Origin of the sequence: Pseudomonas sp. SCPG-7 (genome assembly GCF_002156405.1) — a bacterium.
GTDB lineage: Bacteria > Pseudomonadota > Gammaproteobacteria > Pseudomonadales > Pseudomonadaceae > Aquipseudomonas > Aquipseudomonas parakoreensis.
Genome location: NZ_MVOO01000019.1, coordinates 37,613 through 57,588 on the forward strand (window position 1 = coordinate 37,613; position 19,976 = coordinate 57,588).

Genomic DNA, 19,976 nt, shown 5'->3' on the forward strand with positions numbered 1-19,976 from the left:
GTCAGCTCCTCGGATCAAACGCGTCTCGGCAAGCCTCACCGATGAACACCAACAACGACAGAATCAGCGCCAAGGCAAAAAACGCCGTCAGCCCCAGCCACGGCGCTTGCAGATTGCGCTTGGCCTGGCCGATCAGTTCGCCCAGCGAAGCGGTCCCGGCGGGCATGCCGAAACCGAGAAAATCCAGCGCGGTGAGGGTGGCGATGGCGCCGGTCAGAATGAATGGCAAATAGGTCAGGGTGGAGGTCATTGCGTTGGGCAGAATGTGCCGGCACATCAGCTCACTGTCGGTCAGCCCCAGCGCCCGCGCGGCTTTGACGTATTCCAGATTGCGTCCACGCAGGAACTCGGCGCGCACCACATCCACCAGCGCCAGCCAGGAGAACAGCGCCATGATCCCCAGCAGCCACCAGAAACTCGGCGAGACAAACCCGGACAAAATGATCAGCAGATACAGCACCGGCAGCCCCGACCAGATCTCCAGCAGCCGTTGCCCGAGCAAATCCACCCAACCGCCGTAATAACCCTGCAACGCGCCGGCAACGATACCGACCAACGCACTGATGCCGGTGAGGATCAGCGCAAACAGAATCGAAATCCGTGTACCGAAAATCACCCGCGCCAACACGTCCCGCGCCTGATCGTCGGTGCCCAGCCAGTTGCTCGCCGAGGGCGGGCTTGGCGCCGGTTCGGTGAGGTCGTAGTTGACGGTGTCGTAGCTGAACGGAATCGGCGGAAACAGCATCCAGCCGCCCTGATCCTCGATCAGCGAGTGCACGTAAGCGCTGGCGTAATCCGGCTGGAACGGCAGCTCGCCGCCGAAATCGGTTTCCAGGTAATCGCTGAGGATCGGGAAGTACAACGCGCCGTGGTAGCGGATCACCAAGGGTTTGTCGTTGGCAATCAGTTCGCCGCCAAGGCAAATCAGGCACAGGCCAATGAACAGCCACAGCGACCAGCGCCCACGGCGGTTGGCCTTGAACTGCGCGACCCGGCGCTGACCCAGAGGAGAGAGTGTGAACATCAGGCAGTCCTCGCCGAGAAGTCGATGCGCGGGTCGAGCAGGGTGTAGCTGAGGTCGCCGATCAGCTTGATCAACAGGCCGAACAGGGTGAACAGGAACAACGCACCGAACACCACCGGATAGTCCCGCGACACCGCCGCTTCGTAACTCATGCGCCCGAGGCCATCGAGGTTGAAAAGGGTTTCGATCAGCAAGGAACCAGCGAAAAACACTTCGATCAGCGCCGACGGCACACCCGCCACCACCAGCAGCATGGCGTTGCGAAACACGTGGCCGTAAAGCACGCGGCGTTCGGTCAGACCCTTGGCCCGTGCGGTAATCACGTACTGGCGGCTGATCTCGTTGAGGAAGCTGTTTTTGGTGAGGATGGTCAGGGTGGCGAAGCCACCGATGACCAGCGCCGTGACCGGCAACACCAGGTGCCAGAGGTAGTCGCCGACCTTGCCCAACGTGTTGAGGCTGTCGAAGTTATCCGACACCAGCCCCTGCACCGGGAACCAGTTGACGTAGCTGCCGCCGGCGAACACCACGATCAGCAGAATCGCAAACAGAAACGCCGGCATCGCGTAGCCGATGATGATCGCGGTGCTGCTCCAGACATCGAATGCGCTGCCGTTCCTGATCGCTTTGCGGATGCCCAACGGGATCGAAATCAGGTAGGTGATCAGCGTCGCCCACAAGCCGAGCGACAACGACACCGGCAGTTTCTGCAGGATCAGATCGGTGACCTTGGCGCCGCGAAAGAAACTGCTGCCCAGATCCAGCTGGGCGTAGTTTTTCAGCATCAGCCACAAGCGTTCGTGCATCGGCATGTCGAAACCGTAGTGGTGTTTGATTTCCTCGATCAGCGCCGGGTCGAGGCCACGGCTGCTGCGCCCGGCACCGCCCGTCGCAGCGACTTCGCCACCACCGCCCATGCTGTGCCCGCCGAAACCTTGCAGACGCGCGATGGCTTGTTCCACCGGGCCGCCCGGCGCGGCCTGCACGATGAGGAAATTGACCACCAGGATGCACAGCAGCGTGGGGATGATCAGCAGCAAACGTCGACTCAGATAACGCAGCATGTCACTGGCCCCCCGCAAGCTGGGTGTGCATCTGTTGCGTGGTCAACGGCTTGGCCGAGACCTCCCACCAGGTGTTGAGGCCTTCGTCGTAAGCCGGTTGCACCGGCGGCATGCCGAAGCGGTTCTGATACACCGTCGGCGTGCCTTTGGAGTAGTAGTTGGGAATCATGTAGTAACCCCATTGCAGCACCCGGTCGAGGGCGCGGGCGTAATGCACCATGGCATCGCGGGTGTCGGCCTTGACCAGCCCGTCGATCAGTTGATCGACCGCCGGGTTGGCCAGCACCATCGAGTTCGAACTGCCGACTTGCGTGGCACTTTGCGAGGCGTACAGGCTGTACAGTTCGCGGCCGGGGGAGACGATCGGATCGCCACTGCGCGGGAAACTGGTGACGATCATGTCGTAGTCGCGGGCGTTGAGCCGATTGACGTATTGCGCCGAATCGATCCGGCGCAAATTCAGGGTGATGCCGATCTGCGCGAGGGTGCGTTTGAATGGCAACAGCATGCGGTCGAAGCCGCCCTGACCGTCGAGGAAGGTGAACGCCAGCGGCTCGCCATCGGCGTTGACCAGTCGGCTGTGTTGCGGCGTCCAGCCCGCCTCGGCGAGCAGTTTCAGCGCCTGCAACTGCTTGTCACGTATGTAGCCGCTGCCGTCGGTTTTCGGCGCCTGATAGACCTCGGTGAACACCTCGTCCGGGATCTGCCCGCGCAACGGTTCGAGGATCTTCAATTCCTCGGCGTCGGGCAGGGCGGTGGCGGCCATTTCACTCTTGGGCCAGAAGCTGTTCTGACGCACGTAGAAGCCGCGCATCATCTGCTTGTTGGTCCACTCGAAATCCCACAGCAGACTGATCGCCTGACGCACGCGGCGATCCTGAAAAATCGGGTTTTGCAGGTTGAACACGAAGCCTTGCGCCGCCGTGGGTTTTTCCGGGGCGAGAATCGCCTGTTGCAAACGCCCGTCACGCAATGCCGGGCTGTCGTAGCCGACCACGTAACCGGACGAAGAAAACTCGCGGTTGTAATCGAACGCACCGGCCTGCAGCAGTTGGCGAGCGACGTCGGTGTCGCCGTAGAAATTCACCGTGAGCGTGTCGAAGTTGTACATCCCGCGACTGACCGGCAGGTCCTTGCCCCACCAGTCCGGATCGCGCTGGAAACTGATGCTGCGCCCGGCGTCGACCTTGCTCACGCGATACGGACCGCTGCCCAGCGGCGGTTCGAAGCCGCCGCCGTTGGCGAAATCGCGCGTCTTCCACCAGTGTTCGGGCACCACGCGCAGCGTCGCCAGGTCCAGCGCCAGGGTGCGGTTGAGGTTGTTCTTGAAGGTGAAACGCACCTGCCGTGGACCTTCGATCAGTACGTCCTGCACGTCGGCGTACTGCTGGCGATAACTGAGGCTGCCCTTGGTCATCAGCAGGTTGAAGGTGTAGCGCACGTCTTCGGCGGTGATCGGCGTACCGTCGGCGAAGCGGGCCTTAGGGTTGAGGGTGAAGCGCACCCAGAGCCCCTCGGGATCGCGTTCCATTTGTTGCGCGACCAGTGCGTAAACGGTGTAGGGCTCGTCCAGCGAACGGAACGCCAGCGGCGCATACACCCAGTCGTTGACCTGCACCACGGAAATGCCTTGATCGGCATACGGGGTGATGTAGTTGTACTGGCCGATTTCCATCGACGCGCGACTGAGCGAACCGCCCTTGGGCGCGTCGGGATCGACGAAATCGAAATGCTGGAAACCCGCCGGATACTTCGGCGCCTCGCCGTACACCGTTAACGCATAACCGCCGCCGGCCAGCGCCGAAGTGCCAGTGCACAGCAGCGCACTGCCGAGCAGCAGGCCAGCCATGTTGCGCAAAAAACTCATGAGGTCACCCTGAAAATCCCTGAAGAAACCCGGTTCCCATGTGGGAGCTGGCTTGCCAGCGATAGCGGTATGTCAGTGAAGTAAATGTCGACTGATACGACGCTATCGCTGGCAAGCCAGCTCCCACAGGGTTTTTTGGCGCTCGTTCTTTAGAAGTGATACGTCATGCGCGCAAACAGCGTGCGGCCCAGCGGGTCGGTGTAGCGCGGGTCATAGCCGCTCTGGAAGTTGTAGGCCTGGTTGGAGAACGGTGGATTGCGGTCGAACATGTTCTTCATCCCGGCATCGACATCCAGCACCTTGTTGAAGGTGTAGCCGGCCGACAGGTCCCACACCGAATACGACGCCACGCGCGCATGGGTATCGCGGTCGTAGTCGTTGTAACCGGTGGTGAAGCGGTTGGTCAGCGACGCCCTTGCGGCGCCGAAGGTCCAGCTGCCGGTGAGGTTGTGTTTCCAACGCGCGATCACGCCGTCCCCTTCGAAGTCGCCGACCTTGTCGGTGAACGGGCCTTTGATGGTGCTCTGGAAGTCGTAACTGTCGACGTAGGTGCCTTGCAGCCCCAGACCGAACTGACCGTACGGGGTGTTCGGGAAGCGGTAATCCAGCGATACATCGACACCGTTGGTCTCGACGATGCCGAGGTTGGCGTTGCCGGTGACGATGTAGTTGAGCGTGCCGTCGGCGTTGCGCACGAAGCGATCCGGGTAGCTGCCGGCCTGATCGAACACGGTGGACTCGGGGAACGGCTGGATCTGGTTGGAGATGTGAATCCACCAGAAATCCAGACCCACCGACAGGTTGCTGACCGGTTGATAGACGAAGCCCAGCGTCACGTTGCGCGCTTTCTCCGGAGCCAGATCTTCATTGCCGCCGATCTGATTGAGGAACTGCTGACCGCAATCGCGCCCGCCGTTGCCACCCGGTTGCACCACGCCGCCGGTACACAGCACCGGATCGTTGTAGTAGCCCTGGGTGTAGGTGATGCTGCGCGGCGAATACAGCTCGTAGAGCGACGGCGCCCGGAAACCTTCGCTGTACGCGCCGCGCACCACCAGCTCTTTGAGCGGCTGATAACGGAACGAGTATTTCGGGTTGGTGGTGCTGCCGAAGTCGCTGTATTTGTCGTGACGCACAGCGGCGGACAGTTCGAGGCTGTCGAGCACCGGCACGTTGATTTCCGCATAGGCGGCTTTCACACTGCGGTCACCCTCGACGCTACCGGCCGGGTCGATGCCGAGGCTCTGGATGTCACCGGCAAACTGTTCGAAGTCCTGGTGGAATTTCTCTTTGCGGTACTCGCCACCCAGCGCCAGACCGGCCGGCCCGGCACCGAACCAGTCACCGATCTCGCGACTGACCCGTCCGTCAAAACCGGCCACGCGGCCAACGGCGGTGGTGTAGGCGCCGTGGTACATCGCGGCGTCGATGTACTGCTGACCGGCGGCGGATTGCGGGCCGAACGGGTTGAGCAGGCCACTGGCCAGACCGTTGATCATCGCCTGATCGCTGACATAGCCGCTGGTGACGCTGGAGACGATTTTGTTCTGGTTGTACGAGGCGCCGACGTTGTAATCCCAGCCGCCGACCAGACCGTCGAAGCTCAGCAGAAAGCGCTGGCTGGTATTTTGGTCTTTCGATTCGCGCGGGCCGGCGGCGGTTTCGCGCCAGTTGACGTCGACCGGTTGCGTCGGGTCGAGGGCGAAACCGGTCGGGCCGGGGGTGATGCCGTTGCCGGGGTAGTAGGGCGATGACGAATCCAGGCTCAAACCGGTGAGCGGCGCCGGGCCGACAGCGGTGGCGTTGTTGTTGCGTGACCAGAAGTATTCGAGGTTGACGTTGTGATCGTCGCCGAGTTTGCCGGTGGTCTTGCCGAAGAACGAGGTCTTTTCGGTTTGCGGAATCAGGTCGATGTATTCGCGGGTGCTGAAGCGGCACAGGCCATCGCGCGCGACCAGGTTCGGCCCGTTGCAATTGCTGTTGGCCAACGGGTTGGTGGCGTTGCCGTTCTGGCTGTAGTTACCGGGGAACGCGGTGCCGGAGGTCTGATCGAGGCCACGACCAGGATCGTAGTCGCGGGCGAAGGAGCGGTCGTTGGCGTCGAGGTTCTGCTGCTTGTTGTAGTTGAACACGCCGAGCACGTTGAAGCGGTCTTCTTCCAGATCGCCATAGCCCCAACTGGCGCTCATGTCTTTGGTGGCACCGCCGCCGCTGTGGGTCGGGGTTTCGCCACCGAGGGTGAGCTGGCCGTCGGTCAGGGATTTTTTGGTGATGAAGTTGATCACGCCGCCGATGGCGTCGGTGCCGTACAGGGCTGATGCGCCGTCGCGCAGAACCTCCACGCGCTCGATGGCGGCAAACGGGATCATGTTCAGATCCACCGCGCCACCGGCCGAGTTGGTGCCGGACAAGGCATTGTTGGCCAGGCGCCGACCGTTGAGCAGCACCAGGGTCTTGTTTGCGCCGATACCACGCATGTCGGCAAACGAAGCGCCACCGGTGGCGGCGCCGACTGAGCCTGCGCTGTTGTTGATCGACTGGCTGCCGGTGATCCGCTGCACCAGTTCGGCGGTGGTGGTCACGCCCTGTTTGCGCAGCTCATCGGCTTTCAAAATGGTGATCGGCACGGCCGTTTCCGCATCGACCCGGCGAATCGCCGAGCCGGTCACTTCCACCCGTTGCAGTTGCGTGGTCGGTGCCACCACTGCGGCTGCAGCGGGGACGACGGCGTTGTCGTCCTCGGCGGCTTGCACGGTCCCGGCGCCCATCCCCATGGCCACCAGGTACAACGGAACAAAACGGTGACGAGAAATCGTTGCCACCAAAGGTTTGAGCGTGAAGCGTGGAGTGTTCATCAGCATGGTTGTTTCCGACTTGATCAGACGTTATCGAATTGGCCTTGTGAGCCCCTCATTGCTCCGCTTTCGGTGATACCGCATGCGGAAAGCCACTTTCTTCAAGCAAGCCGATCCCCTCCGAAGACGTCTGGCGTTTTTCGGTCGGCTGATTGCGACGGGAAGCGGTTCGCGGTGTCGGGCGCGTTTCTCAACGCGCGCCCGACACCGCACTCAGTGGGTGGTCATCACCGAAATCTTGCTGATGCCCGAGCGTTCGATGGACGCCATGGCCTTGGCCACCTGGCCGTAATTGACGTTGGCGTCGGCCTGCAGCTGCACGCGCACCTCGGCGTCCTTGGCCTTGACCTCCTTGAGGCTGGCCTCCAGAGATTCCGGTGCCAGTTCGGTTTTCGCCAGGTAGAACTTGCCGTCCTGATCGACGCTGACCACCACCGGGTCTTTCTTCTCGGCGGGGGCGACGGCGTCGGTTTTCGGCAGGTTGACCTTGATCGCGTTGGTCATCAGCGGTGCCGTGACGATAAACACCACCAGCAGCACGAGCATCACGTCCACCAGCGGCGTGACGTTCATTTCGCTGAGCACTTCATCGCTGTCTTGAGTGGAAAAGGACATCAGCTGGCCTCCCGCACGGCGGCAGTGGTTTTGCTGGCGATGGCCTGGCGGCTGATGGAAAACGCGCTGCGTGAGGCGAGGGCGTCGAAGTCGTGGGCGAAGTCATCCATGTCTGCCGAGGCCAGTTTCAGGCGGCGCAGAAAGAAGTTGTAAATCAGCACCGCCGGGACCGCGACGGCGATCCCGACGCCAGTGGCGATCAGCGCGTGACCGATCGGGCCGGCGACCGCTTCAAGGCTGGCCGAACCGGTTTCGCCGATGCTTTGCAGGGCTTCCATGATCCCCCACACGGTGCCGAACAGACCAATGAACGGCGCGGTGCTGCCGATACTGGCGAGGATCGCCTGGCCGTTTTCCAGCGAGCGGCGTTCTTTCTGGATCTGCTGGCGCAGGTTGCGTTCCAGGCGATCGGAACGGTTGATGGTGTGCGCCAGTTGTTGCGTGGTACGCGGCGATTCTTCCACCAGCAAGGCTTCGAAACCGCTGCTGGCGATGCGCGCCAGCGAGCCCGGATACTGGCTGGCATGTTCGGCGGCGGTCAGCAGATCCGGCGCGCCCCAGAAAGCTTTGCTGAACTGTTTGTTCTGGGCTTTCTGGCGCAGGTATTGCGCCGACTTGACCAGCAGGATCGCCCAGCTGACCACGGAAAACAGCACCAGGCCCCAGAGCACCCCGGGGACAATCATCGAAGACAGTGAAGAGTTCATGGCTACACCTCGCTTGCATTAAGTCGGTTATGAGTTGGGTTTGCCGTTATTGCGGCAATTTGAAATCGATGGTCTGGGTGGCGAAGCCGTCAATCGGCGTGTCACCGCGTTTGGCCGGAATGAACTTCCAGTTCTTTACCGCCGCGACGGCGGCGTCATCCAGTTGCGGCTTGCCGCTGGACTTGGTGACCGTTACCGAACCGGCACGTCCGTTGGCCAACACCTGAATGCGCAGCACCACGCTGCCTTCCCAGTTGCGCCGCAGCGCCAGTGACGGGTATTCCGGCGGCGGGTTGCCGAGGCTGGCAAGGCCGGAAATCGCGGCCGATTCCTTGACCGGGCCAGGCGCGGCGGCCGGGGCCGGTGGCGCGCTCGGTGTCGCCGGCGCAGCGGGAGCGGCCGGTTGTGCCGGGGCGGGCGGAGCTTTTGGCGGCTCGACTTTCTTCACCGGTTTGGGCTTCTCGACCGGTTTCGGTTTTTCGATCGGCTTGGGTTTCTCCATCGGTTTGGGCGGTGGCTTGACCGCGTCTTCGTCTTCCACCGGTTGTTCCGGTTCCGGAGGTGGAGGGGGCGGCGGTGGCGGAGGTGGTTCCGGTGTGGGCGGTGCCGGTGGCGTCGGGCTGGTCAGCTCGACGGTCATTTCCGGAATCTGCGGCGGCGTCGGCAGGGGTTCGGGCCGGGTCTGCTGGAAAAACCACCAGGCACCGCCGTGTATCAGTGCCGACACCGCCACCAGCAACAGCATCTGCTGCTTATTCAACCCGCCGGGCTGCGAAGTGTTGGCCGTGAAGGCCGGTCTGCCCGGTGGTGGCGGGACTGGCGCGTCCCTTAACGGCCCCGGCAGGGTTCTGTGCTTTACCGCATCGTTCATTAAAGCTCCCTCGGGTTGATGAAGGGCAATAAGGTGCCGTCCGAACATTTCGGTGATGTTCGAGTGGATGGGTGTAACTTTCTTTTGGGTGTACGCAAGCCGATAGTTGAACTATCTATTGAATAGGCTTGTGCAGGCTTACTGGCTTAACGCCAATGACTTCGTTTGTTCATTCGCCATTCCCTGGTGTTGTTCTGTATCGGTGTGGATTGTTTCAATGGTCGTGATTCATTTTGCAACCGCTGTGCCAAATATTGCTGAAATGTAGAGCGGTTATTTCATGGCTGTTACTCATGTCGCATTTATATAAGTTTTACAGAGTGCCTCGGTTTTCTTTAGTGCATGACTGTCCGCGGCCCCGAACGCCGGGGCTTTTTTGCAGGCGAGTCAGACCGGGCGCTGTATCGGCCGGATTAGCCAGATAGAGCCGCTGAGCTCGAGTCCTCCAGGGCGCTTGATGGTGCGCGACGGACTGATTTGGTGCGGGTCAATGTTTTAGCGGGTCACGGCGCATGTTCCTTGTTTTTGTTTAAATGAAATCAGTATTTCGAATCTGCGTTAGTTGCGTGCGCAGGAACGCTTTTGGTGCAATTAAAAAATCAGTTGAAATTATTGTTCGACAATTCGGCAATCGTTGATTGACGCAGTGCTTGCGCAATAACTTCATGGGTCTTATTTAAAAAATAAATACCACGCTGCTGTCGGCACATTATTCAGCGCCAACACAGTGGTCGTTTGTCAGGTTCAGGTAATGACGTAAATTCGCGGATGGCCGGTACTGTTCAGGTGAACTCGACATTGCGCGGATGGATATAAACAGGCCGTGAAGCGGCAGAACGATTGAAGATTCACGCAGTGACCTCCTTGTTGCCAGTTCGGATACGCGAACTTTTGGTCCGGTATCGCACCTTACAAGAACGCGGATAGCGTTCGATGATTGCTCTTGGTGCGGGATGGGCACCGCCAGCGCGGTTTTGCGGGGTTTGAATTCGCAAGTCGCGAATGCATGGGAAAAACGTGCCAAAGCCGATACACCCGCTATAAATAGGGCTACACAGATCCGTCGAGATCGAGGAGGGGGCATGTATCAACTGTACGGACATCGCAATTCGGGTGCTGCAGCCATCGAAGCAGCGCTGGAGTTATGCCAGATCGCCTATCGCTTCATCGATATCGAAGCTTCGAGCGAGGCGGCCGAAGCCCTCGCGCGCCTCAATCCACTGAAACAGGTGCCGACCCTGCAGTTGCCCGATGGCAGTGCGATCACCGAGAGTGTGGCGATTCTGATTCACCTGGGCCTGCGCTTTCCCGGATTCGGCCTGTTGCCGGCCGAGGCCACTGATCGCGATCAGGCGATTCGCGGCATGGTCTACATCGCGAGCAATTGCTACGCGGCCATCGGCGTCATCGATTACCCCGAACGCTGGCTGGTGATGCCGGACGAAGCCTCACGACAGAATCTGATGGCCGGTGCCCGCGAGCGCTTGCACTGGAGTTGGGAAGTGTTTGCCGACCAGTTTTCCGCCGAGTTGTACCTGGACGACGAGACGCCCGGCGCCCTGGACGTGCTGGCAGCGGTGGTGACGCGCTGGTCGGGGAGTCGCGAGCACCTGCGCCAGACCCGCCCCGGGTTCTACGCATGGTTGCAGCGCATTGACCGGCACCCGGTGCTGGCGCCGGTGTTTGCCCGGCATTGGCCGGTTTAAGAGTGCAAAGATCAAAAGATCGCAGCCTCTGGCAGCTCCTACACTGTTCTCTGTAGGAGCTGCCGGAGGCTGCGATCTTTTGATCTTGGGGATTATTCCCCGCGAATGTACTGCTCCAGCTGCTTGATCAGCTCGGCCTGTTCGGCAATCGCCTCTTTCACCAGGTCGCCGATCGACAGCAAGCCGATCAGTTTGCCGTTCTCCACCACCGGCAAGTGGCGCAGGCGTCTGTCGGACATGATGCCCAGGCAGGTGTCGACGGTCTGGTGGGTGTCCACGGTGATGACATCCTTGACCATGATGTCGCGCACCGGTGTACCGACCGAGGAGCGCCCGTGCAGTACCAGTTTGCGCGCGTAATCACGCTCACTGATGATGCCGACCACTTTTTCGTCTTCCACCACCAACAGGGCCCCGACGTTTTTTTCGGCCATCTTCATCAGCGCTTCGAGCACCATGTGATCGGGTTTGATCTGATGCACTTCCTGATTTTTCTGATCTTTGAGCTTGAGCAGTTGGGCGACGGTCTTCATGGTGGTTACTCAGGTGTTGTCGTTGTTCTCCAAGCATCGTAGACGCTGGCGTGCAGGGCAAGGTGGCAAAGCGGCAGATAGCACGCAAAAAACGTCATTTGCCGGTTTTTCCGGCTCACCTCTATCCCTGTGGCGAGGGAGCTTGCTCCCGCTGGCCTGCGTAGCAGGCCCAAACCCTGAGAATTCGGTTTGCCTGATACACCGAATTGCCTGGCTTTGCGACTGCTGCGCAGCCGAGCGGGGGCAAGCTCCCTCGCCACAGGGGATGGGGTTATCTCGGACGATGCCGCGTAGAATGCCCCTCTGATTCAATTCCTGAGGTTGCAGTGGTGGATTTACAGCAGGGCTTCGTCCTGACCCGGCATTGGCGCGACACCCCGGCCGGCACCGAAGTCGAGTTCTGGCTGGCGACCGACGCCGGACCGCGCCGTGTGCGTCTGGCGCCGCAGACGTCAGTGGCGTTTATCCCCGCTGCACAACGCGAAGCGGCCGAACGTCTGCTGCACGATGAAAAGAATGTCGAACTGCGCCCGCTGGCCCTGCAGGATTTCGAGCATCGCCCGGTGCTGGGCCTGTATTGCCAGCAACACGGCCAGTTGATGCGCCTGGAAACCGCGCTCAACCGCGCCGGGGTCGACGTCTTTGAAGCCGACGTGCGTCCGCCGGAACGCTACCTGATGGAGCGCTTCATCACCGCGCCGGTGCTGTTCAGTGGCAGTGCCGATGACGACGGCGTCTTGCTCAATGCCCAACTGAAACCCGACCCCAAATACCGACCGCAACTGCGGCTGGTCTCGCTGGATATCGAAACCACCGAAACCGGCGAGCTGTATTCCATTGCCCTGGAAGGCTGCGGCCAGCGTCAGGTGTACATGCTCGGCGCACCGAACGGTGATGCGAGCATTGTCGACTTCGACCTCGAATACTGCGATTCGCGCACCGTTCTTCTCAAAAAGCTCAACGACTGGTTCGCCCGGCATGACCCCGACGCGATCATCGGCTGGAACGTCGTGCAGTTCGACCTGCGCATCCTTCACGAACACGCGCGGCGCCTCGGCGTGCCGCTGAAAATCGGCCGTGGCGGTGAAGAGATGCAGTGGCGCGAACACGGCAGTCGCACGCACTTCTTTGCTTCGGCAGCGGGGCGGCTGATCATCGATGGCATCGAATCGCTGCGTTCGGCGACCTGGAGTTTCCCTTCGTTCAGCCTGGAAAACGTCGCCCAGACCCTGCTTGGCGAGGGCAAGGCGATCGACAACCCGTACCAGCGCATGGACGAAATCAACCGTATGTTCGCCGAGGACAAACCGGCGCTGGCCAAGTACAACCTCAAGGACTGCGAACTGGTCACGCGGATTTTCGCCAAAACCGAACTGCTGACGTTTTTGCTCGAACGCGCCAGCGTCACTGGCCTGCCGGCGGACCGCAGCGGCGGTTCGGTGGCGGCGTTCACCCACTTGTATATGCCGCTGATGCATCGCCAGGGTTTCGTAGCGCCGAACCTGGGCACCAATCCACCGCAGGCCAGCCCGGGCGGCTTCGTCATGGATTCACAGCCAGGGCTGTACGAGTCGGTACTGGTGCTCGATTACAAGAGCCTGTACCCGTCGATCATCCGCACCTTTCTGATCGACCCGGTGGGGCTGATCGAAGGTTTGCAGCACCCGGACGATGCCGATTCGGTTCCGGGTTTTCGCGGCGCGCGTTTCTCGCGCACCCGACATTGCCTGCCGTCGATTGTCGCGCGGGTCGCCGAAGGTCGCGAGACCGCCAAACGCGAGCACAACGCGCCACTGTCGCAGGCGCTGAAGATCATCATGAACGCGTTCTACGGCGTGCTCGGTTCCAGTGGTTGCCGATTTTTCGATACGCGTCTGGCATCGTCGATTACCTTGCGCGGCCACGAGATCATGCTGCGCACCCGACAGCTGATCGAAGCGCAGGGCCACGCGGTGATCTATGGCGACACCGATTCGACCTTCGTCTGGCTGCGTCGCGCGCACGGTCAGGAGGAAGCGGCACAGATCGGTCAGGCGCTGGTCAAGCACGTCAACGACTGGTGGCGCGAGCACGTGCGTGAGGAATACGGCCTGCAAAGTGCTCTCGAATTGCAGTACGAAACCCACTACAAACGTTTTCTGATGCCGACCATTCGCGGTGCCGAGGAGGGCAGCAAAAAGCGCTACGCCGGCCTCGTTACCCGCGCCGACGGCAGTGACGAAATGGTCTACAAGGGCCTGGAAACCGTGCGCACCGACTGGTCACTGCTGGCCCGGCAGTTCCAGCAGGAACTCTACGAGCGGATCTTCCAGCGCAAACCGTATCAGGATTACGTGCGCGATTACGTACGCAAAACCCTGGCCGGCGAATTCGATGAACGACTGGTCTACCGCAAACGCCTGCGCCGCACCCTTGATGACTACGAACGCAACGTGCCGCCGCATGTGCGGGCGGCGCGACTGGCCGATGATTACAACGCGCAGCACGGGCGCCCACGGCAGTACCAGAATGGCGGCTGGATCAGTTACGTCATCACCCTGGCCGGGCCGGAACCGCTGGAAGTGCGCCGCGCCGCGATCGACTACGACCACTACATCACTCGTCAGCTGCAACCGGTGGCGGATGCGATTCTGCCGTTCGTCGATGACGATTTTTCAACCCTGATCGGGGGGCAACTGGGCCTGTTTTGAGTCCAGTAGCTGCAACGTCCATTCGTCGAGGATGCCGTGGAAGTAGCGCTCCAGTGCCTGAGCGAACGGGCAATCTTCTGCGCTGAACTGCGCAAACAGGGTCATCGAGGAGTGGAATTTCAGGTCGTCGGGATGGCCGAAAATCTCGGCTATCGAGCGCTGACGGATGTTCAGCACCAGTTGCGTGCAGGTGCGCAGCCGTGCGCCAAGCAGGTCGTGGGCCAGATAGGCCTGCGCCTCTTCGGCGGATTGAATGGCGTAACGCCGGGACATCTCGCTGCCGCCCAGCCCGGCGAACTGCGGGAACACAAACCACATCCAGTGGCTACGTTTGCGCCCCTCACCGAGTTCACGCTGAACCCGTTCGAACACCGGGTCCTGCGCCTGGACGAAACGCTGCAGATTGAACGGGTCGTACTGATCAGTGCTTCTCATGACGAAGCCCTCGCCAGCGCCCAGCGACTCAGACCATCGCCAGCCGCTGCTTGCGTTGTGGCGCTTTGAATACCTGATCCAGCGCCGCCAGATCCCCGGCATCCAGTTGCAACTGCGCCGCTTGTGCATTGAGTTGCACGTGTTCCGGTCGCACAGCTTTGGGAATCGCAATCACACCATCCTGACGCAGAATCCACGCCAGTGAAACCTGTGCCGGGGTTACCTTGTGACGAGTGGCAATCGTGTTCAGCACCGGTTCAGCCAGCATCGCACCGCCCTGACCGATCGGGCAGTACGCCATCAATGGCATGCGTTGCTGTTGGCACCATGGCAGCAGATCGAATTCGACGCCGCGCTCTTCCAGGTTGTACAGCACCTGATTGGTCGCGCAGGCAGGATTGGCCAGTTCTTCGAGGTCATCGACGTCGAAATTCGACACGCCCCAACGGCCGATCTTGCCGTCCGAACGCAGGCGTTCGAAGGCTTCGACGGTTTCTTCCAGCGGATACTGGCCGCGCCAATGCAGCAGATAGAGGTCGATGTAATCGGTGTCGAGCCGGCGCAGACTGCGCTCGCAGGCTTGCGGAATGCCTTTGCGGCTGGCGTTGTGCGGGTAGACCTTGCTCACCAGAAACACTTGGTCGCGCAGGCCCGCGATGGCTTCGCCGACGACAGATTCGGCACCGCCTTCGGCGTACATTTCTGCGGTGTCGATAAGGGTCATGCCCAGTTCGATGCCTTGGCGCAGCGCGGACACTTCACGCGAGTGCGCCGAGCGGTCTTCGCCCATGCGCCAGGTGCCTTGGCCGATCACTGGAACCTGCACGCCTGCCAGTTCAAGGGTACGCATTCAAACCTCCTGTGCTGATGGTCATACCTTAGTGGGCAGCAGGATAGCGCAGGGGTTCCAATGGAGGTCGATGAACCTGTGGCGAGGGAGCTTGCTCCCGCTGGGGCGCGAAGCGGCCCTGCTCTTCATTCAGTTGAAAAAGCAGGGCCTGCTGCGCAGGCCAGCGGGAGCAAGCTCCCTCGCCACGGGCTAAGTGTCATTTCGTGGAGAATTTCAGGATTACGCTGTGGTTGTAAGTCTGCCCCGGATCGAGACGCGTACTTGGGAAGTCCGGCTGATTCGGCGCATCCGGATAGTGCTGCGTTTCCAGAGTAAACGCGCCCCAGTGCGGATAGACCTTGCCGCCCTTGCCTTTGACCGTGCCGTCGAGGAAGTTGCTGGTGTAGAACTGCACGCCCGGCTCGCTGGTGAACAGCTGCAGATGCCGTCCGGATTGCGGGTCACTGACCTCGGCGGCGACTTTGCTCACATCACCTTTTGTGTCCAGCACCCAGTTGAAATCAAAGCCGCCCTGTTTCGGTTCGGCGAATTTCAGCTGCGGGTGATCAGCCTTGATGTGGGTGCCGATGGCAGTGGGCTGGGTAAAATCCATCGGCGTGCCGGCCACGGGCGCCAGTTCGCCGGTCGGGATCAGCTTGCCGGTGACCGGGGTGTAATGACTGGCGTGCAAGGTGGCAACCTGCTTGAGGATGTCGCCATTGCCGGCACCGGCGAGGTTGAAGTAGCTGTGGTTGGTCAGGTTGAGCACCGTCGGTTTATCGGTGCTGGCCTTGTAGTCGATGCGCAACTCGTTGTTGTCGGTCAGGCGGTAGGTCACTTCGGTGGTGAGATTGCCGGGGAAGCCCATTTCACCGTCCGCCGACAGATAGGTGAGGGTCACGCCGACGGAATCCTTGTCCTTGGTTTCCTGCGCTTTCCAGACCTTCTTGTCGAAGCCCTGAGTACCGCCGTGCAAAGCGTTGGACTTGTCGTTCTGCGGCACTTGATAGCGCTTGCCGTCGAGTTCGAATGCACCCTCGGCCAGGCGATTGCCGAAACGGCCGATGGTTGCGCCGAAATACGCCGTGCCTTTCTGGTAACCCTGGACATCGTCGAAACCCAGCACCACATCGGCTGCTTTGCCGTGTTTGTCCGGCACCAGCAGCGATTGCAAGGTGGCGCCGTAGGTGATGACGGTCGCCTGCAGGCCGTGGCTGTTGCGCAGGATGTATTGCTCGACGGGCGTGCCGTCATTGGTTTTGCCAAAGGCTTTGTGTTCGGCGCTGAGGCCGGCCGCGTTGGCGGAGAGGGTGGCGATCATCAGGGACAGTCCGAGGCCGGAGAGCAGGTGACGGGATTGAAGCATGGTTGACCTTCCTTTTTGTTGTTGTTTTCAAAACAGGGTAATAGTCATGCTAATTGTGGGTTGAGTCAGAATTTATAGCCGGTTAAAGGTTTAGTGCAAATATAAAGTCATACTAAATAGTTGCCGAAGGTCGGGAAATCGTGCCAGCGCTGCACTTTTCCGGATTCGGCGGCTCTATCCATGGCCAGGATGCGGCGACGCCCGCCGCGCAGGAATGTGCCCGTTCGAGAATTCATGCCGAGAGCTTTTCACCCGATCATCCGATTTGTTCGCCGCCCGTGTCTGCTGCTGGCCTGTCTGGCATCGCTGTTTGTCAGCGGTTGCACGCACCAGACCGGCAATGGATTCTTCGCCCAGATGCGTGACGGTCAACCGCAGGAATTCCTGCAGACCAGCGTCGACCGCATGGCCACATTAGCGATGCGCGACAACCTCAACAGTCTTTATCGGTTGATGGGCAAGCTGTATTTGCGCAACCCGGAAGAACTGCGCAAATCGGGGTTCCTCGACATCAACACCGCGGTGAAACAGGTGCGCCTGGCGGTCGAGCAGCAGCAACCGTTGCCGGTGCTGGGCGGGCGCAAGGATCTGGCGGCGCTCAGCTATGCGATGAGTCCGGAGTTTCTCGGGGATCGGGTCGGCGCCTTCATCTATGCCATCGGCAGCATGCTGGTCACCGCTCATGGCAACCGCGTCGAGTTCTACATGACCGACGCAATCAACCCGACCTTCGTCCACAACGCCGCGCGTAACATTGAGAAAGCCACGTGGATCCTGGCCCAGCGCCAGAACAAGGAAGGCCAGCCGCTGCTGTTCTCCAATGAAATCTCGGAGGAGGGCAGCAACCTGAGCTTCGCCACCGAATTCGGCAAGATCGTCGCGCGGCTCGACTTGCTGACGCAGATGCTCGACGAGCGTTACCGGCGTATTGGCCTGAATTACGCGCAGAGCCTGCTGTTCCTGAATTTCCTTCCGGTGCAGTAAGTGTGGAGATCCAATGTGGGAGCGAGCTTGCTCGCGAAAGCGATCTGCCAAGTGCTGAATCTCTGATAGATCCACCGCATTCGCGAGCAGGCTCGCTTCCACATTGATCAAATTGTGCTTGGGATTTTTGTATACAATCCATCGCTACTATTGATCCAAAGGGAGCTGCACCTGTCATGACCGACTCCGCAAGCACCGACTTCAACCGCATCGACCGCGTCGCCCGTACAGAAAAACTGCCGTACGCCGCGCTACTGGCGTTCGCCATGACCGGCTTCATCGCCATCCTCACCGAGACCCTGCCGGCCGGGCTGCTGCCGCAGATCGGCGCCGGGCTTGGGGTCAGCGAAGTGCTCGCCGGGCAACTGGTGACGCTGTATGCGTTGGGCTCGATTGTCGCGGCGATTCCACTGACCGTCGCCACCCGGGGCTGGCCACGGCGCCGGGTGCTGCTGATGACGGTCGGCGGTTTCCTGCTGTTCAACACCGTCACCACGTTCTCCAGCCATTACGGCCTGACCCTCGCGTCGCGGTTTCTCGCCGGGATGGCCGCAGGACTGTCGTGGGGCATCATGGCCGGTTACGCCCGCGGGATCGTGCCGGTGCACCAGCAGGGGCGGGCGCTGGCAATCGCGATGCTGGGTACCCCGGTGGCGCTGTCGCTGGGTACCCCGGCGGGGACGTGGCTGGGTAACCTGATCGGCTGGCGCGCGTCGTTCGGGATCATGTCGGCGCTGGCATTGGTGCTGGCGGCGTGGATTGTGCTGGCGGTGCCGGACCGTCCGGGCCAGGCCAGCGCCGAACGCCTGCCGTTGCTGCAATCTCTGCGTTTGCCGGGCGTACGGCCGGTGCTGTTCGTGGTGCTGACCTGGATGCTCGGGCACAACATTCTTTACACCTACATTGCGCCTTTCCTGATGCAGGCCGGGCTGGCCGAGCGTGTCGATCTGGTGCTGCTGGTGTTTGGCCTGTGTTCGCTGGTCGGAATCTGGATCATCGGCGTGCTGGTGGATCGCTGGCTGCGCTGGCTGACCCTGATCAGCCTCGCGGTGTTTGCCTTGACTGCACTGGTGCTGGCGTTGATGTCTCCGTCGCCGTGGCTGATCTACACCTGCATGGCGGTGTGGGGCCTGTCATTCGGCGGCTCGGCAACGTTGCTGCTGACGGCTGCGGCGGATTCGGCCGGCGAGCATGTGGACGTGGTGCAGGCAATGCTCACCACGTCCTGGAACGTGGCAATTGCCGGCGGCGGCCTGTTTGGCGGGTTGCTGCTGGATCAAGCGGGGGCAATGTCGTTTCCGTGGGCGCTGTTGATCCTGTCGCTGATTGCGCTGGCGACGGTGTGGATCAACCGGCATCACAGTTTCAAACCGGGCCGGCGCGTGCACTCAACCACACCTCCAGTGTAGGGGCTGCCGGAGGCTGCGATCTTTTGATTTTGTCTTTTAATCAAGATCAAAAGATCGCAGCCTCCGGCAGCTCCTACAGGGTTAGATGTAGGAATCGGGCATAACTATAGACCGCATTGATATATGTGGTTATATGAAAAATCGCTATGCTGCGGGCCAGATTTTTCCTGTCGTTTTTCTGGACGTCTTAATGGAATTGGCAAATTTCGGCCTGGTCATCGCCGGGCTGGTGGTGGGTTTTATTGTCGGCATGACCGGTGTCGGCGGCGGTTCGTTGATGACGCCGATCCTGCTGTGGTTCGGTATCAACCCGGCAACCGCGGTGGGCACTGACCTGTTGTACGCGGCCATCACCAAATCCAGTGGCGTGCTGGTTCACAAGAAGAACAACAACATCGATTGGGCGATCACCGGTTGGCTGACCCTTGGCAGCGTGCCGGCAGTCGCCCTGACCTTGTGGTTTCTCAGCAGTCTGCACACCGCGCCCGAGGCGATGAACGCGATCATCAAGCAAGCCTTGGGCTGGGTGTTGTTCGCCACCGCGCTGGCGATTCTGTTCAAGAAGCGCCTGCTGGAATTCGCCCATAACCGTGCGGGCGGCAACTACAACCCGAGCGGCGCGCGCCTGAATGTAATGACGGTGATCACCGGTCTGATCCTCGGCACCATGGTCGCCCTGACCTCGATCGGCGCCGGCGCCCTCGGCACGGTCGCGTTGTTCATTCTCTATCCACTGCTGCCAACACGGCGCCTGGTCGGCACCGAAATTGCCCATGCCGTGCCGCTGACCCTGGTTGCGGGTCTTGGCCATGCGAGCATGGGCAACATGGATTGGGGCGTGCTGGGTTTCCTGCTGATGGGTTCGCTGCCGGGCATCTGGCTGGGCAGCCACCTGACCGGGCGCATTTCCGATGAATTGCTGCGCCCGTGTCTGGCGACCATGTTGCTGTTGATCGGCTATAAACTGGCGTTCTGATGTAGGAGCTGCCGAAGGCTGCGATCTTTTGATCTTCGTTTTTAC

General features: G+C 60.8%; 16 protein-coding genes. 5 read left to right on the top strand and 11 right to left on the bottom strand.

The window, feature by feature from the left end; all coding sequences use genetic code 11:
- Position 1: 1 nt before the first annotated feature.
- The 7 genes from B1722_RS24970 to B1722_RS25000 form a co-directional block, all read right to left on the bottom strand.
- On the bottom strand, positions 2–1,024 hold the full coding sequence (locus B1722_RS24970; RefSeq protein ID WP_041074044.1) for an ABC transporter permease: 1,023 nt from the start codon (positions 1,022–1,024) through the stop codon (positions 2–4).
- Positions 1,024–2,088 carry a microcin C ABC transporter permease YejB gene (locus tag B1722_RS24975; protein WP_086794728.1) on the bottom strand — a complete coding sequence of 355 codons (1,065 nt, stop codon included), beginning with the start codon at positions 2,086–2,088 and terminating at the stop codon, positions 1,024–1,026. Before B1722_RS24975 ends, B1722_RS24970 begins: the two co-directional genes overlap by 1 nt.
- A 1-nt stretch (position 2,089) precedes the next feature.
- Entirely contained in the window at positions 2,090–3,955 is a 1,866-nt protein-coding gene (locus B1722_RS24980) for an extracellular solute-binding protein (protein WP_086794729.1), read from the bottom strand.
- A 149-nt stretch (positions 3,956–4,104) separates the two neighbouring features.
- On the bottom strand, positions 4,105–6,816 hold the full coding sequence (locus B1722_RS24985) for a TonB-dependent receptor (protein WP_041074050.1): 2,712 nt from the start codon (positions 6,814–6,816) through the stop codon (positions 4,105–4,107).
- 207 nt (positions 6,817–7,023) lie between these two features.
- Positions 7,024–7,425, bottom strand: a complete 402-nt coding sequence (locus tag B1722_RS24990) for a biopolymer transporter ExbD (protein WP_003223575.1) — start codon at positions 7,423–7,425, stop codon at positions 7,024–7,026.
- Positions 7,425–8,132 carry a MotA/TolQ/ExbB proton channel family protein gene (locus B1722_RS24995; protein ID WP_003223576.1) on the bottom strand — a complete coding sequence of 236 codons (708 nt, stop codon included), beginning with the start codon at positions 8,130–8,132 and terminating at the stop codon, positions 7,425–7,427. The genes B1722_RS24990 and B1722_RS24995 overlap by 1 nt, the downstream gene beginning before the upstream one ends.
- Positions 8,133–8,178: 46 nt before the next feature.
- Positions 8,179–9,003, bottom strand: a complete 825-nt coding sequence (locus tag B1722_RS25000; RefSeq protein WP_041074052.1) for an energy transducer TonB — start codon at positions 9,001–9,003, stop codon at positions 8,179–8,181.
- 1,082 nt (positions 9,004–10,085) lie between these two features.
- Between B1722_RS25000 and B1722_RS25005 the strand changes: the two genes are divergently transcribed.
- On the top strand, positions 10,086–10,709 hold the full coding sequence (locus B1722_RS25005; protein ID WP_041074054.1) for a glutathione S-transferase N-terminal domain-containing protein: 624 nt from the start codon (positions 10,086–10,088) through the stop codon (positions 10,707–10,709).
- Positions 10,710–10,801: 92 nt separating this feature from the next.
- Here B1722_RS25005 and B1722_RS25010 read toward each other — a convergent pair whose 3' ends face one another.
- Positions 10,802–11,242, bottom strand: coding sequence for a CBS domain-containing protein (locus B1722_RS25010; RefSeq protein WP_041074056.1), 441 nt, complete (start codon positions 11,240–11,242; stop codon positions 10,802–10,804).
- A 329-nt stretch (positions 11,243–11,571) separates the two neighbouring features.
- Here B1722_RS25010 and B1722_RS25015 point away from each other — a divergent pair, with 329 nt between their 5' ends.
- Complete coding sequence (locus B1722_RS25015; RefSeq protein WP_161794918.1) at positions 11,572–13,932, top strand: DNA polymerase II; 2,361 nt, start codon at positions 11,572–11,574, stop codon at positions 13,930–13,932.
- On the opposite strand, the gene B1722_RS25020 is transcribed toward B1722_RS25015, so the two are convergent.
- From B1722_RS25020 to B1722_RS25030, 3 genes are all read right to left on the bottom strand, one after another.
- Positions 13,897–14,367 carry a DUF1810 domain-containing protein gene (locus B1722_RS25020; RefSeq protein WP_041074060.1) on the bottom strand — a complete coding sequence of 157 codons (471 nt, stop codon included), beginning with the start codon at positions 14,365–14,367 and terminating at the stop codon, positions 13,897–13,899. The two genes, B1722_RS25015 and B1722_RS25020, sit on opposite strands and share 36 nt — an antisense overlap.
- 28 nt (positions 14,368–14,395) lie before the next feature.
- Positions 14,396–15,217 carry an aldo/keto reductase gene (locus tag B1722_RS25025; protein ID WP_041074062.1) on the bottom strand — a complete coding sequence of 274 codons (822 nt, stop codon included), beginning with the start codon at positions 15,215–15,217 and terminating at the stop codon, positions 14,396–14,398.
- Positions 15,218–15,413: 196 nt separating this feature from the next.
- Positions 15,414–16,562, bottom strand: coding sequence for an aldose epimerase family protein (locus B1722_RS25030; protein WP_041074064.1), 1,149 nt, complete (start codon positions 16,560–16,562; stop codon positions 15,414–15,416).
- Between the two features lie 234 nt (positions 16,563–16,796).
- On the opposite strand from B1722_RS25030, the gene B1722_RS25035 reads away from it, so the two are divergent.
- The 3 genes from B1722_RS25035 (at position 16,797) to B1722_RS25045 (ending at position 19,931) form a co-directional block, all read left to right on the top strand.
- Positions 16,797–17,546, top strand: coding sequence for a hypothetical protein (locus tag B1722_RS25035; protein ID WP_041074065.1), 750 nt, complete (start codon positions 16,797–16,799; stop codon positions 17,544–17,546).
- A 176-nt stretch (positions 17,547–17,722) separates the two neighbouring features.
- Complete coding sequence (locus tag B1722_RS25040; protein WP_041074067.1) at positions 17,723–18,955, top strand: MFS transporter; 1,233 nt, start codon at positions 17,723–17,725, stop codon at positions 18,953–18,955.
- A 190-nt stretch (positions 18,956–19,145) separates the two neighbouring features.
- The gene (locus B1722_RS25045) at positions 19,146–19,931 is read left to right on the top strand and encodes a sulfite exporter TauE/SafE family protein (protein ID WP_041074069.1); all 786 of its coding nucleotides are present in this window, start codon (positions 19,146–19,148) and stop codon (positions 19,929–19,931) included.
- The last annotated feature ends 45 nt before the right edge of the window (positions 19,932–19,976 follow it).

Coding starts and splice junctions, on each gene's coding strand:
- B1722_RS24970 (WP_041074044.1), bottom strand. CDS start 1,024: ATGTTCACACTCTCTCCTCTGGGTCAGCGCCGGGTCGCGCAGTTCAAG.
- B1722_RS24975 (WP_086794728.1), bottom strand. CDS start 2,088: ATGCTGCGTTATCTGAGTCGACGTTTGCTGCTGATCATCCCCACGCTG.
- B1722_RS24980 (WP_086794729.1), bottom strand. CDS start 3,955: ATGAGTTTTTTGCGCAACATGGCTGGCCTGCTGCTCGGCAGTGCGCTG.
- B1722_RS24985 (WP_041074050.1), bottom strand. CDS start 6,816: ATGCTGATGAACACTCCACGCTTCACGCTCAAACCTTTGGTGGCAACG.
- B1722_RS24990 (WP_003223575.1), bottom strand. CDS start 7,425: ATGTCCTTTTCCACTCAAGACAGCGATGAAGTGCTCAGCGAAATGAAC.
- B1722_RS24995 (WP_003223576.1), bottom strand. CDS start 8,132: ATGAACTCTTCACTGTCTTCGATGATTGTCCCCGGGGTGCTCTGGGGC.
- B1722_RS25000 (WP_041074052.1), bottom strand. CDS start 9,003: ATGAACGATGCGGTAAAGCACAGAACCCTGCCGGGGCCGTTAAGGGAC.
- B1722_RS25005 (WP_041074054.1), top strand. CDS start 10,086: ATGTATCAACTGTACGGACATCGCAATTCGGGTGCTGCAGCCATCGAA.
- B1722_RS25010 (WP_041074056.1), bottom strand. CDS start 11,242: ATGAAGACCGTCGCCCAACTGCTCAAGCTCAAAGATCAGAAAAATCAG.
- B1722_RS25020 (WP_041074060.1), bottom strand. CDS start 14,367: ATGAGAAGCACTGATCAGTACGACCCGTTCAATCTGCAGCGTTTCGTC.
- B1722_RS25025 (WP_041074062.1), bottom strand. CDS start 15,217: ATGCGTACCCTTGAACTGGCAGGCGTGCAGGTTCCAGTGATCGGCCAA.
- B1722_RS25030 (WP_041074064.1), bottom strand. CDS start 16,562: ATGCTTCAATCCCGTCACCTGCTCTCCGGCCTCGGACTGTCCCTGATG.
- B1722_RS25035 (WP_041074065.1), top strand. CDS start 16,797: ATGCCGAGAGCTTTTCACCCGATCATCCGATTTGTTCGCCGCCCGTGT.
- B1722_RS25040 (WP_041074067.1), top strand. CDS start 17,723: ATGACCGACTCCGCAAGCACCGACTTCAACCGCATCGACCGCGTCGCC.
- B1722_RS25045 (WP_041074069.1), top strand. CDS start 19,146: ATGGAATTGGCAAATTTCGGCCTGGTCATCGCCGGGCTGGTGGTGGGT.